12 protein-coding genes and 1 pseudogene are annotated in these 12,442 nt (G+C 73.5%); 6 read left to right on the top strand and 7 right to left on the bottom strand.

The window, feature by feature from the left end; all coding sequences use genetic code 11:
- Positions 1 to 207, bottom strand: a pseudogene (locus CCN33_RS12325) (polysaccharide deacetylase family protein); the annotation flags it as partial.
- Complete coding sequence (locus CCN33_RS12320) at positions 204 to 1,118, bottom strand: polysaccharide deacetylase family protein (protein ID WP_086693673.1); 915 nt, start codon at positions 1,116 to 1,118, stop codon at positions 204 to 206. The gene CCN33_RS12320 and the pseudogene CCN33_RS12325, both read right to left, overlap by 4 nt.
- Positions 1,119 to 1,208: 90 nt before the next feature.
- On the opposite strand from CCN33_RS12320, the gene CCN33_RS12315 reads away from it, so the two are divergent.
- Entirely contained in the window at positions 1,209 to 2,393 is a 1,185-nt protein-coding gene (locus tag CCN33_RS12315; protein ID WP_425275835.1) for a class I SAM-dependent methyltransferase, read from the top strand.
- 25 nt (positions 2,394 to 2,418) lie between these two features.
- On the opposite strand, the gene CCN33_RS12310 is transcribed toward CCN33_RS12315, so the two are convergent.
- Positions 2,419 to 3,447: a LacI family DNA-binding transcriptional regulator gene (locus CCN33_RS12310; protein ID WP_167387835.1), complete on the bottom strand. Its 1,029-nt coding sequence runs from the start codon at positions 3,445 to 3,447 to the stop codon at positions 2,419 to 2,421.
- A 118-nt stretch (positions 3,448 to 3,565) separates the two neighbouring features.
- Here CCN33_RS12310 and CCN33_RS12305 point away from each other — a divergent pair, with 118 nt between their 5' ends.
- The 4 genes from CCN33_RS12305 to CCN33_RS12290 are packed head-to-tail and all read left to right on the top strand — an operon-like array spanning position 3,566 to position 8,892.
- A complete protein-coding gene (locus CCN33_RS12305) occupies positions 3,566 to 4,873 on the top strand; it encodes an ABC transporter substrate-binding protein (protein ID WP_086693668.1) in 1,308 nt (435 codons plus the stop codon).
- The gene (locus CCN33_RS12300; protein WP_086693667.1) at positions 4,870 to 5,730 is read left to right on the top strand and encodes a carbohydrate ABC transporter permease; all 861 of its coding nucleotides are present in this window, start codon (positions 4,870 to 4,872) and stop codon (positions 5,728 to 5,730) included. Before CCN33_RS12305 ends, CCN33_RS12300 begins: the two co-directional genes overlap by 4 nt.
- Positions 5,731 to 5,734: 4 nt before the next feature.
- Positions 5,735 to 6,553 carry a carbohydrate ABC transporter permease gene (locus CCN33_RS12295; protein ID WP_086693666.1) on the top strand — a complete coding sequence of 273 codons (819 nt, stop codon included), beginning with the start codon at positions 5,735 to 5,737 and terminating at the stop codon, positions 6,551 to 6,553.
- A gap of 32 nt (positions 6,554 to 6,585) precedes the next feature.
- On the top strand, positions 6,586 to 8,892 hold the full coding sequence (locus tag CCN33_RS12290; protein ID WP_086693665.1) for a beta-xylosidase/alpha-l-arabinosidase: 2,307 nt from the start codon (positions 6,586 to 6,588) through the stop codon (positions 8,890 to 8,892).
- 217 nt (positions 8,893 to 9,109) lie between these two features.
- On the opposite strand, the gene CCN33_RS12285 is transcribed toward CCN33_RS12290, so the two are convergent.
- From CCN33_RS12285 to tsaB, 4 genes are read right to left on the bottom strand one after another with little or no spacing between them, the layout of a single operon-like run.
- Complete coding sequence (locus CCN33_RS12285; protein WP_086693664.1) at positions 9,110 to 9,364, bottom strand: hypothetical protein; 255 nt, start codon at positions 9,362 to 9,364, stop codon at positions 9,110 to 9,112.
- Positions 9,361 to 10,464, bottom strand: a complete 1,104-nt coding sequence (gene tsaD, locus CCN33_RS12280; RefSeq protein ID WP_086693663.1) for a tRNA (adenosine(37)-N6)-threonylcarbamoyltransferase complex transferase subunit TsaD — start codon at positions 10,462 to 10,464, stop codon at positions 9,361 to 9,363. Before tsaD ends, CCN33_RS12285 begins: the two co-directional genes overlap by 4 nt.
- Complete coding sequence (rimI, locus tag CCN33_RS12275) at positions 10,457 to 10,939, bottom strand: ribosomal protein S18-alanine N-acetyltransferase (RefSeq protein ID WP_086693672.1); 483 nt, start codon at positions 10,937 to 10,939, stop codon at positions 10,457 to 10,459. The genes tsaD and rimI overlap by 8 nt, the downstream gene beginning before the upstream one ends.
- A 17-nt stretch (positions 10,940 to 10,956) precedes the next feature.
- Entirely contained in the window at positions 10,957 to 11,613 is a 657-nt protein-coding gene (gene tsaB, locus CCN33_RS12270) for a tRNA (adenosine(37)-N6)-threonylcarbamoyltransferase complex dimerization subunit type 1 TsaB (RefSeq protein ID WP_086693662.1), read from the bottom strand.
- A gap of 132 nt (positions 11,614 to 11,745) precedes the next feature.
- On the opposite strand from tsaB, the gene CCN33_RS12265 reads away from it, so the two are divergent.
- Positions 11,746 to 12,297: a hypothetical protein gene (locus tag CCN33_RS12265; RefSeq protein WP_086693671.1), complete on the top strand. Its 552-nt coding sequence runs from the start codon at positions 11,746 to 11,748 to the stop codon at positions 12,295 to 12,297.
- Positions 12,298 to 12,442: the final 145 nt, after the last annotated feature.

The raw sequence follows: 12,442 nt of genomic DNA, 5'->3' as shown, positions 1-12,442 counted from the left end.
GGGCGGGGCGGCCAGGGGCGCGGTGAGGCCCCAGTGGCGGTAGGCGAGTCCGGACGCCGGGGCCGAGCGGCGGACGCCCTGCGCGGCCTTCTTGCCGAGGCGCTCGATGGGGTCGACCGACTGGGCGCAGCCGGTGAGCAGCAGTGCGGCCGACGCGAGCGCGACGGCCCGTGCCGCACGGCGGCCCGGTCGCGCCCGGCGCCTCACAGGTAGTCCTCCAGGCGTGCCACGGCGTATCCCTCGCGGGTGACCTTGTCGAGGAAGCGGCGCATGTCGTCGACCATCGTGCCGTCCCACTCGTCGGGGCCCCGGAAATGGGTGAGGACGATGTCACCCTTGCGCAGTCGCCTGTCGTCCTCGCGGTACTCCCAGTGGTCGACGAAGACCTCCTCGTTCCAGATCGGCGCGTACTTGATGCCGCAGGACTTGGCCGCGCGCAGGGTGTCCTGGTTGTAGTCGCCGTAGGGCGGGCGCAGCACCTCGGGGCGCCTGCCGTACTGCTTCTCCATGATGTCCTGCATGCCGCAGATCTCCTGGCGCTGCTGCTCGTAGGAGAGACCGGGCAGGTAAGGGTGCGTCAGCGTGTGGTTGTCGAGCGTGTTGCCGTACGCCTGGCTCCTGCGGAAGTAGCCGTAGTCGTCCTTCACCAGGTAGTTGCTGAGGAAGGCGGTGTACGGGACCTTCAGCTCGCGCATCATCGAGAGGAATTGGGGGTCCTTCTCGGCGCCGTCGTCGATGGTGAGGAAGACGATCTTCTTGTCGGTGGGGACGGTGGTGAAGACCGGGGGGAGGTTCTCGTCCTCCTGGTGGTCCACCTCGAAGCCCGCGCGCGCGGTGATCCTGGGCTTGACCTTCGGCGGGGCCGGGGCCGTGAGCGGCACCTGGTCGAGCCGCCACTTGCGGGCCGCGGCCACCATGCGCCGCTGCTCCGCCAGGCGCGCCGAGGCGGCGTCGGGGGCCTTGGCGGGGCCGCCCAGCCCGGCCGGCGCCGCACCGGAGGAGTCGGGCCCCGAGCATCCGGTGAGCACGGCGGCCGCGGCCAGCACGGCGAGCGAGCAACGCACGGCCAGGGACCGGCAACTGGCCCGATATTTGTCATCTTGTCCTACATGTCGCATGGTGCGGGATCTTGGCAGGACCCCGCCCCGATCCCGGCCCGACACCGCCGCCGGAGGCGTACGGTCCACCGACTGGCCCACAATGAGCCGGTGAACGACCAGCTCTCCGCCCTCCAGGGATTCCACGCGCTGCGCACCGACGAGGGCCGGGCCCTCCTCGACGAGGTGCGCGGCACCGCGCCGGCCGACGAACTCGCCGTGGCCACCCGGCTGCGCCGCACCCACCCGGCCGGACTGGTGTCCGCCGCCCTCGGCCAGGCCCGGCTGCGCCGGCGGGCGGAGGCCAAGTTCGGCACCGAGGACGCGCGGCGGATGTTCTTCACGCCCAACGGGGTCGAGCAGTCCACGCGGGCGAGCGTGGCCGCGTACCGCGCGGAGCGGATGCGGGCGCTGGGGGTCGCTTCCGTGGCCGACCTGTGCTGCGGGATCGGCGGCGACGCGCTCGCCCTGGCCCGTGCGGGCATCCGGGTGCTCGCGGTGGACCGGGACCCGCTGACCGCGGCGGTCGCGCGGGCCAACGCCGAGGTGCTGGGACTCGCCGACCTGGTCGAGGTGCGCGAGGCCGACGTCACCGAGGTGGACACCGCCGGACACGACGCGGTGTTCGTGGACCCCGCCCGGCGCGGCGGACGCGGCCGGATCTTCGACCCGGAGGCGTACTCACCGCCGCTGTCCTGGGCCGTGGCCACCGCGCTCGCCGCGCCCCGCGCGGCCCTGAAGATCGCGCCCGGCATCCCGCACGAGGCGGTGCCCGCCCAGGCCGAGGCGGAGTGGATCTCGGACGGCGGTGACGTGAAGGAGGCCGTGCTCTGGTTCGGCGCCGGAGCGCCGGGCGGTGTCCGCGCCACCCTCCTCCCCGGCCCGCGCACCCTAGAGGGCCGGGGCCTGCCCGACCCGGCGGTGCGTACGCCCGGCCGGTACCTGTACGAGCCGGACGGCGCGGTGATCCGGGCCCATCTGGTCGCGGAGGTCGCCGAGGAACTGGACGGCGGCCTGCTGGACGAGACGATCGCCTACATCACCGCCGACGAACTCCGCCCGACCCCGTACGCCACCGCCTACGAGATCACCGACCGGATGCCGTTCAACGTCAAGAAGCTGAAGGCGCTGCTGCGGGAGCGCGGGATCGGCAACCTGACCGTGAAGAAGCGCGGCTCGGCGGTCGAGCCGGAGGAACTGCGCCGGAAGGTCAAGCCGCAGGGTCCCCATGCCGCGACCGTGTTCATGACCCGTGTGGCGGGCGCCCCGGCCATGCTGATCGGACACCCCGCCTAGCCATTTCGAAAGTTTCGGAGCCTCCTCACGCAGCGGGTGCTGCCGTGCTCGACCGCACCACCAGGCTGGTCGCCAGCTCCAGCCGGGTGGCCGTCCCTTCCCGTTCCCCGCGCCCCAGCTCCAATACCAGCCGCGCCGCCGCCTCGGCCATCTCGGTCAGCGGCTGGCGCACGGTGGTCAGCGGCGGGCCCACCCAGCGGGCGACGGGCAGGTCGTCGAAGCCGACGACGCTCACGTCCTCCGGTACGCGCAGCCCCAGTTCGCGGGCGGCCTCGTACAGGCCGAGTGCCTGGAGGTCGTTGCCCGCGAAGACGGCCGTGGGCCGGTCGGGGCGGTCGAGCAGGCCGAGGCCGAGGCGGTGGCCGGACTCGTGGTGGAAGTCCCCCTCCCGGATCAGCGCCGGGTCGGCGGGCAGCCCGGCGGTCTCCAGCGCGGCCCGGTAGCCGTCGAGGCGGGCGCGGGCGCACATCATGCGGGAGGGCCCGCCGATCGCGCCGATCCGGGTGTGGCCGAGGTCGATCAGATGCCGGGTGGCGGCGAGTCCGCCCTGCCAGTTGGTGGCGCCGACCGAGGGGACGTCGGCCCCCGGATCGCCCGCCGGGTCCATCACCACGAAGGGCACGGAACGGCTGGTCAGCAGGGCCTGCTGGGCCGCGTCGAGCCCGGACAGCACCAGGATCACCCCGTGCGGCCGGCGTCCGGCCACCTGGTCGGCCCAGGTCCGGCCCGGCGTGAGGCGCCCGGCGCTCTCGGAGAGGACCACGCTCAGCCCGGCGTCGCGGGCCACGTTCTCCACGCCCCGGATGACCTCCATCGCCCAGGCGCTCTCCAGCTCGTGGAAGACCAGCTCGATCAGCGGCGAGCGGGTGACCTCGGCCCGCCTGCGCCGGTAGCCGTGGGTGCGCAGCAGCTCCTCGACGCGGGTGCGGGTGGCCGCCGCCACGTCGGCCCGGCCGTTCAGCACCTTCGAAACAGTCGGAGCCGACACCCCGGCCTCTCGGGCGATCTCGGCGAGCGTGGCGCTCCGCTTCGCTGCGGTCTTCGACGGTTCCATGACCGTGATCGTAGCCCTGCGCGACCCCTTGACGAACCCTCAGGACGGCCTTAGGTTCCCGGAACATTCGAGTTTTCGCTCGAAACTTTCGGCCACGATCGTGAGGGGTGCCCGGCACATGGAGACCTACAGCAGACGCTGGTTCCTCGGCGCGGGCACCACCGCCCTCGTCTCGGCCGCCGGTCTCACCGCCTGCGGCTCCGGCGGCGCCGGCGGCTCGGACGGCACCCTCACCGCGTTCGTGTACGGCGACGACGCGGCCAAGGTGCAGGCGAAGGCGGTCTCCCGGTTCAACGCCTCGGCGGCGGCCCGCGAGACCAAGGGCAGCCTGCGGCTGGAGAAGGTGCCCGGCGCGGAGTACCCGGCCAAGCTGCGCACCGCGATGGGCTCCCCCAACGCTCCTGACGTGTTCTTCAACTGGGGCGGCGGCTCCATCAAGGCGTACCGGGAGGCCGGCCAGATCCTCGACCTCACCGGCACCATCGCCGGCGACCCGGTGCTGAAGAACGGCTTCCTGCCCTCCGTCCTCGCCGCCGGGGCGCTCGGCGGCCGGGAGTACGGCATCCCGATGCGCGGCATGCAGCCGGTGATCCTCTTCTACAACAAGACCCTGTTCGCCGAGCACGGCCTCAAGCCGCCCGCCACCTGGGACCAGCTCCTCGACAACAACGCCAAGCTCAAGAAGGCCGGCATCACCCCCTTCGCCCTGGGCGGCGCCGACATCTGGCCCGAACTGATGTGGCTGGAGTACCTGGTGGACCGGATCGGCGGCCCGAAGGTCTTCGACCGGGTCAAGAACGGCGACCCGGCCGGCTGGGGCGACCCCGCCGTGCTGAAGGCAGCGCGGACGGTACGCGAACTCGTCGACGACGGCGCCTTCGGCAAGGGCTTCAGCTCGGTCGCGTACACCAACGGCGGGGCCCCGGCCGCGCTCGCCAAGGGCAAGGCCGCGATGCACCTGATGGGGTCCTGGGAGTACTCCACCCAGCTCGGCAAGTTCCCGGACTTCGCCCGCAAGCACCTGGGCTGGTGCCCCTTCCCGGAGTTCGACGGGGGCGCCGGCGACATCCGCAACGTGGTCGGCAACCCCACCAACTACTGGTCCGTGAACACCCGTACCAGCAACAAGGACACCGCCCTCGCCTTCCTGCGGACCTGTGCCTCGGAGACCTACGCCCGCGAGCTGATCGCCAACGGCGACGTGCCCGCCACCGCCAATGCCGACAAGCTGCTGGACGCCTCCCCCAGCCCGGAGTTCGCCCGCTTCCAGTACCGGATGGTCCGCGAGGCCCCCGCCTTCACGCTGAGCTGGGACCAGGCGGTCGACCCGGACGCGGCCACCCCGATGCTCACCGAGGTCAACAAGCTCTTCGTCGGCAAGTCGTCGCCGGAGCGGTTCGTGGCGGCACTGAAGGCGCTGAAGTGAGCGCCGCGAGAGGCGCCGGCCGCCCGCACCCTTCCTGGGCGCTGCCCGCCGTGCTGTTCTTCGGCTTCTTCGCCCTGGTCCCGATGGCCCTGGCGTTCGGCCTGTCCTTCACCTCCTGGAACGGCCTGGGCGAACCGCGCCCGGCCGGACTGGCCAACTGGCACGCCCTGCTGACCGACGGCCGGCTCACCCGCTCGCTGGGCGTCACCGTCGCGCTGACCGTGGTGAGCTGCGCCTTCCAGACGACCGCCGCCCTGCTCCTCGGCGTCTGGGCGGCGGGCCCGCAGCGCAACCGGGCGGTGCTGTCGGCGGTCTTCTTCGTGCCGTTCCTGCTCTCCTCGACCGCCGTCTCGCTGCTGTTCTACGCCCTGCTCGACCCCAACTTCGGCATCGTGCCCGGCGACACCCTCGGCACGACCTCCGGGGCGTTCCTCGCCCTGGTCTTCGTCGGCGGCTGGCAGTTCATCCCGTTCCACACCCTGATCTACCAGGGCGGTGCCCGGCAGATCCCCGAGGTGCTCTACCAGGCGGCCGCGATCGACGGCGCCGGACGCCTGCGCCGGTTCCGCTCCATCACCCTGCCCCAGCTCCGCAACACGGCGGCGACCTCCCTGGTGCTGATGGTGGTCGGCTCGCTGACCTACTTCGAGACCGTGCTCATCCTCACCCAGGGCGGCCCCGGCACCGACACCGCGATCCTGCCGTACCTGATGTACGAGGCGGGCTTCAAGGCGTACGACTTCGGTTACGCGAGCGCCATCGCGTCCTTCCTGGTCGTGGCCGCCACCGCGCTGTCGCTGCTGCTGGTCCGGGTGACCGGCTTCGGCGCCATGCGCAGCACCCGGGAAGGGATGTGACGCCGTGAGCCGCCCGGCCAACCCGCTGGCGGGCCTGGGCGCGGTGATCTGGCTCGCCGTCGTCCTCGTCCCGGTCTACGTCATGGTCTCGGTGTCCCTGACCCGCCAGGACGAGGCGCTCGGCAGCAACGCCCTGCGCCCGCCGCGCCACCCCACCCTCGCCAACTACGGCACCGTTCTGGACAACGGCTTCGGCCACTTCCTGGCCAACACCGTCCTGGTCGCGGCCGTGGTGGTGGGGATCGTCCTGGTGCTGTGCGTCCCGCTGGCGTACGTCGCCGTGCGCACCCGCGGTGTCTGGTCGGGCGGCGCGTTCCGGCTGTTCCTCCTCGGCGTGGCCGTCCCCGCGCAGGCGGTGGTGGTCCCGCTCTATCTGATGATCACCAAGCTGAACCTCTACGACAGCCTGCTCGCCGTCGCCCTGCCGACCGCCGCCTTCGCCATGCCGGTGTCCGTGCTGGTGCTCACCGGCACCCTGCGGGACATCCCCGAGGAGCTCTACGAGGCGATGGCGCTGGACGGCGCGTCACCGGTCCGGATGCTGTTCCGCCTGGTCGTGCCGCTGGCCCGGGGCGGCATCGGCACCGTCGTGGTCTACGCGTCCCTCCAGGCGTGGAACGGCTTCCTCTTCCCGCTGATCTTCACCCAGTCCGAGGACAGCCGGATGCTGACCCTCGGCCTGTTCACCTATGTCAGCCAGTTCGGCGTGAACATCCCCGCCCTGCTCGCCTCGGTCGTCCTCTCCGGCGTCCCCGTGTTCGCCGTCTACCTGGTGGCCCGGCGCACCCTGGTCGGCGGTCTGATGGGCGCGGGCGGCAAGTGACCGGCTCCCCCACGTCTCCCGACAGGAGTTCCATGACCTCCGCCGCCTGGCGCGACCCCGCCCTGCCCGCCGCCGAACGCGTCGAGGACCTGCTGGCCCGGATGACGCTGCGCGAGAAGACCGCCCAGCTGTACGGCGTCTGGGTGGGCGCCGGCCCGGACGGCGGCGAAGTCGCCCCGCTGCAGAGCGAGATGAGCGCGGTGCCGGACTGGGACGAGCTGATCGCGCACGGCCTGGGCCAGCTCACCCGCTCCTTCGGCACCGCCCCGGTCGACCCCGGGCAGGGCGCCCGCGCCCTCGCCGCCGCCCAGCGGCGGATCGCCGCCGCGGGCCGCTTCGGCATCCCGGCCCTCGCCCACGAGGAGTGCCTGGCCGGGTTCACCGCCTGGGGCGCCACCGCCTATCCGGTGCCGCTCGCCTGGGGCGCCTCCTTCGACCCGGAGCTGGTGGCCGAGGTGGGCGCCCGTATCGGCGGTGACCTGCGCGCGGCCGGTGTCCACCAGGGCCTCGCCCCGGTGCTGGACGTGGTCCGTGACGCACGCTGGGGCCGGGTGGAGGAGACGATCGGCGAGGACCCGTACCTGGTCGGCACGGTCGGCGCCGCCTACGTACGCGGCCTGGAGTCGGCCGGCGTCGTCGCCACGCTGAAGCACTTCGCCGGGTACGCGGCCTCGGCCGGCGCCCGCAATCTCGCGCCGGTACGGGCGGGCGCGCGGGAGCTGGCCGACGTGACGCTGCCGCCGTTCGAGCTGGCGCTGCGCGAGGGCGGGGCCCGGTCGGTGATGGCCGCGTACACCGAGACCGACGGGGTGCCCGCCTCGGCCGACGCCCGGCTGCTGACCGGGGTGCTGCGCGAGGAGTGGGGATTCACCGGCACGGTGGTCGCGGACTACTTCGGCGTCGGCTTCCTGCGCACCCAGCACCGGCTCGCCGAGGACCGCGCCGGGGCCGCCCACCTGGCGCTGGAGGCGGGCGTGGACGTGGAACTGCCCACCGTGGACTGCTACGGCACGTCGCTGGCCGACGCCGTGGAGGCGGGCCGCGTCCCGGAGGCCCTGGTGGACCGGGCGGTCCGCCGGGTGCTGCTGCAGAAGTGCGAGCTGGGCCTGCTGGACCCCGACTGGGACCCGGAGCCGGCCGGTCCCGTCGTCCTGGACTCCCCCGAGGGGCGGGCGCTGGCCCGGCGGCTGGCGGAGGAGTCGGTGATCCTGCTGGAGAACCCGGCGGGCCTGCTCCCGCTGGCCCCCGGCGCCCGGATCGCGGTGGTCGGCCCGCGCGCCGCCGACCCGCTGGCCATGCTCGGCTGCTACTCCTTCCCGGCACACGTCCTCCCCCACCACCCGGGTGTCGCGCCGGGCATCGCGATCCCGACCGTGCTGGAGGCGCTGCGGGACGAACTCCCGGACGCGGAGGTCACGTTCACGCAAGGGTGCGGGGTGTCGGACGCGGACTCCTCCGGGTTCGCCGGGGCGGTGGCCCGCGCGGCGGAGGCAGACGTGTGCGTGGCGGTGCTCGGCGACCGGGCCGGGCTGTTCGGGCGCGGCACCTCCGGTGAGGGCTGCGACGCGGCCGACCTGCGGCTGCCGGGCGTCCAGGGCGACTTGCTGGACGCCCTGGTGGCGACCGGTACGCCGGTGGTGCTGGTGCTGCTCACCGGGCGGCCCTACGCGCTGGGCCGCTGGGCGGGGCGGCTCGGCGCGGTGGTGCAGGCGTTCTTCCCCGGCGAGGAGGGCGGTCCGGCGCTGGCCGGGGTCCTGGGGGGCCGGGTGAACCCCTCCGGACGCCTGCCGGTGAGCGTGCCGCGGACGCCGGGCGGCCAGCCCTGGACCTACCTCCAGCCGCCGCTGGGCCTGGCGAGCGAGGTCAGCAGCCTCGACCCGACCCCGCTGCACCCCTTCGGCCACGGCCTGTCGTACACCGCCTTCGCCTGGACGGACTTCGGCCCGCCGGAGGCGGAGACCGGCACGGACGGCTCGTACGAGGTGACGGTGACCGTGCGCAACACCGGGGCGCGGACGGGCGCGGAGGTGGTCCAGCTCTATCTGCACGACCCGGTGGCCTCGGTGACCCGGCCGGACGTACGCCTGGCCGGCTACCAGCGGGTCGAGCTGGCGCCCGGCGAGGCCCGCCGGGTCACCTTCGCCTTCCACGCCGACCTGGCGTCCTTCACCGGCCTCGCGGGGGTGCGGGTGGTCGAGCCGGGGCTGCTGGAGCTGCGGCTCGGCCCGTCCGCCGCCGAGGTCCGGCACACCACCCGGCTGCGGCTGACCGGGCCGGTACGCCAGGCCGGGCCGGACCGGGTGCTGCGCTGCCGGACCTCGGTGACACCGGTGGAGTAGGCCGGGAACGGCGAAGGCCGCCCCGGTCGGAACCGGAGCGGCCTTCGTACTGGAGCGCTGGGCAGGGATTGCACCTGCATTTCCCCGCAGGAAGCGGGGCGTCTTGACTTGGACCACCAACGCGCGGCGTTCGTACCGGAGTTGTTCCGGCCGTTCGCTGTGTGATGATCATAGCGCGTGATCGCGGCGGTGCGCCACCCGAGCCGGACCGGTCCCCTCAGTCTTCGACTCGCTCGAACCGCCACCGGTGCACCGGCCGGGACACCAGCTCCGCGTCCGGCGCCGGGAGTTCCGGCACGTCCGCGTCGTAGGCCGCGTCCCACCAGGTGATGACCAGCACCCGGTCGCCCGGCGCGCGGAAGGTCTCGCGGCGCAGCGGAGTCGTGTCGAGCCGCTGCGCGCGGGCCCAGGCGAGGAGTTCCCCACCCCGGCCCTCGGCGGCCTTCGCCTCCCACATCAGGGCGACGCTCACGGGTACAGGTTCTCCTTGCTGACCTCGTGCACATGGTCGTGGTCGTGGCTGTGCCCGTTGCCCGGCACGTGCGGGTCGGTCACCGGCAAGGAGGAGTCGGCGGACAGGTCCCAGTCGGAGGCGGAACGGTTGCGGGCGACCATCTCGGCGCCGAGGGCGGCCACCATCGCGCCGTTGTCCGTGCACAGCTTCGGGCGGGGCACACGCAGCCGGATGCCGGCCGCCTCGCAGCGCTCCTGGGCAAGGGCCCGCAGCCGGGAGTTGGCCGCGACACCGCCGCCGATCATCAGGTGGTCCACGCCCTCGTCCTTGCAGGCGCGCACCGCCTTGCGGGTCAGCACGTCCACCACGGCCTCCTGGAAGGACGCGGCCACGTCCCGCACCGGCACCTCCTCACCGGCCGCGCGCCTGGCCTCGATCCAGCGGGCCACGGCGGTCTTCAGGCCGGAGAAGGAGAAGTCGTACGCGGGATCGCGGGGGCCGCTCAGGCCGCGCGGGAAGGCGATGGCCGCCGGGTCGCCCTCACGGGCGTAGCGGTCGATGACCGGGCCGCCGGGGAAGCCCAGGTTCAGCACGCGGGCGATCTTGTCGAACGCCTCGCCCGCCGCGTCGTCGATGGTGGCACCCATCGGCCGCACGTCGGAGGTGATGTCCGAGGAGAGGAGCAGCGAGGAGTGGCCGCCGGAGACCAGCAGCGCCATGGTCGGCTCGGGCAGCGGGCCGTGCTCCAGCTGGTCCACGCAGATGTGCGAGGCCAGGTGGTTCACGCCGTAGAGCGGCTTGCCGAGGGCGTAGGCGTACGCCTTGGCGGCCGACACGCCGACCAGGAGGGCGCCCGCGAGGCCGGGACCCGCGGTCACCGCGATGCCGTCGAGGTCGCGGGCGGTGATGCCCGCCTCCTTCAGCGCGCGGTCGATGGTCGGGACCATCGCCTCCAGGTGCGCGCGGGACGCCACCTCGGGCACGACACCGCCGAAGCGGGCGTGCTCGTCGACGCTGGAGGCGACCGCGTCGGCGAGCAGGGTCGTGCCGCGCACGATGCCGACGCCGGTCTCGTCGCAGGAGGTCTCGATGCCGAGGACGAGTGGTTCGTCAGCCATTGATCTCGGTTCCTTGTACGTCTTCCAGTGAGGAAGAGGGGTCGGTCAGGCGCATCACCAGGGCGTCCACGTTGCCCGGCTGGTAGTAGCCGCGCCGGAAGCCGATGGGGGCGAAGCCGAAGCGCTCGTAGAGCTTCTGGGCGCGGGTGTTGTCCACCCGGCACTCCAGCATCACCTCGGCGCACTCGAAGGCGGTCGCGGCCCGCAGCAGCTCGGTCAGCAGCCGTGCGCCGAGGCCGGTGCCCTGCTGGTCGCGGGCGACGGCGATGGTCTGCACGTCGCCGAGGTCGCCGGAGGAGGCGAGCCCGGCGTAACCGACGAGCCGGCCGTCGTCCTCCGCGACGAGGTAGCGGCGGGTGGCGCCGTCACCGCGCGCGTGGGCCAGCTCGGACCAGAACATGCCCCGCGACCAGGCGTCCTCGGGGAACAGCTCCTTCTCCAGCTCCAGGACCCGGTCGATGTCCCACCAGCGCATCTCGCGCAGCTTCGCGGTCACTTGGGGGTGACCACCTTGTAGTTCTTCGGCACCTGGGCGTCGGGCCTGCGCAGGTACAGCGGGCGGGGCTCGTCCAGCTCCTCCCCGGCGGCCAGCTTCGCGGCGGCCAGCGAGGCGAGCGCGGCGGCGGAGACGTGCTCGGGCTCGTGGACGTCCGGGAAGGTGTCCGGGTAGAGCAGCGCGCCCGCGCCCACGGCGGGCAGCCCCGCGACCCGCTCGGCGATGTCGGCCGGGCGGTCCACGGCCGGGCCGGTGAGCCGGGTGCGGGAGTCGGCGTACGTCGCCCAGTAGACCTCCTTGCGCCGGGCGTCGGTCGCCACGACGAAGGGGCCCTCGGTCATGTCGGCCGCGTACGCCAGGCCGTCCAGGGTGCACACGCCGTGCACGGGGACGCCGAGGGCCAGCCCGAAGGTGTCGGCGGTCATCAGGCCGACCCGCAGCCCGGTGTAGGGGCCGGGCCCGGTGCCGACGACGATGCCGGTGACGGCGTCCAGCTTGACCCCGGCGGCGGCGAGCACCCGGTCCACGGCGGGCAGCAGCAGTTCGCCGTGGCGGCGGGCGTCCACCTGGCTCGACGAGGCGACGACGTCCGTCCCGTCGTGCAGGGCGACGGTGACGGCGGGGGTGGCGGTATCCAGAGCGAGCAGAAGCACGCGAACAGCCTACGGCGCCGACGGCTCGCGCACGCCCGCCCCGGTCGGACCGTCACTGACTGCTACGGTCTGTATGAAGTACGACATATCCCGCGAACCATGACGGGTCGGTACGAGGCAGAGGTGGCGCACGTGGCAGGGACCAGCTCGGGGATCGTGGCCGGACTCGTCGCGGTGTCCGTCGGCACCGTCGGCCTCCTGGCCTACCAGGCCGACGCGACCGTCCCGGCGGGCCTGCGCGCGCCCACGGCGAGCGCCTCACCCTCGGCGGCCGTCAGCAAGGCCCCGCGCGACCGCCGCCACCCCACGGCCCTGCCGGCCGATTCCGGCAAGGGCGAGCGGGTCGTGTACTCGGTCGACGACGACCGCGTCTGGCTGGTGAACGACCACGGCCGTGTCACCCGCACCTTCGGCGTCCGCCCCGGCGGCGTCGACCCGGCCCCCGGCTCCTACTGGGTGACCTCCCGCTCCAACGCCACCACCGGCAGCGACGGTCTCCCGGTCGAACACGTGGTCCGCTTCACCCAGGTCGACGGCGTCACGGTCGGCTTCAGCGCCGCCACCCGCAACCAGGCCGCCGAACCCGGTTCCCCCCGCACCGGCGCCATCCGGGAGACCCGCCCCGACGGCGAGGCGATGTGGCAGTTCGCCACGATCGGGGTCCCGGTGGTGGTGATCCGCTGACGGGAGCGCGCGGCTCAGGCCGCCTTGCGGTGATCCACCCCGCGTTCGACGGGGTCCGGGGCCGGGGGCGGCGTGGAGATCGCCTTGGCCGCCGCACAGGACGCCAGCAGGTCGCGCATGGGGAACTGCGGGGCGGACTCGGGGC

This window comes from Streptomyces recifensis (assembly GCF_002154615.1).
Classification (GTDB): Bacteria; Actinomycetota; Actinomycetes; order Streptomycetales; family Streptomycetaceae; genus Streptomyces; species Streptomyces griseoluteus.
The sequence above is the reverse complement of the archived record's forward strand: the minus strand, read 5'-3'. Positions and strand labels throughout refer to the sequence as shown.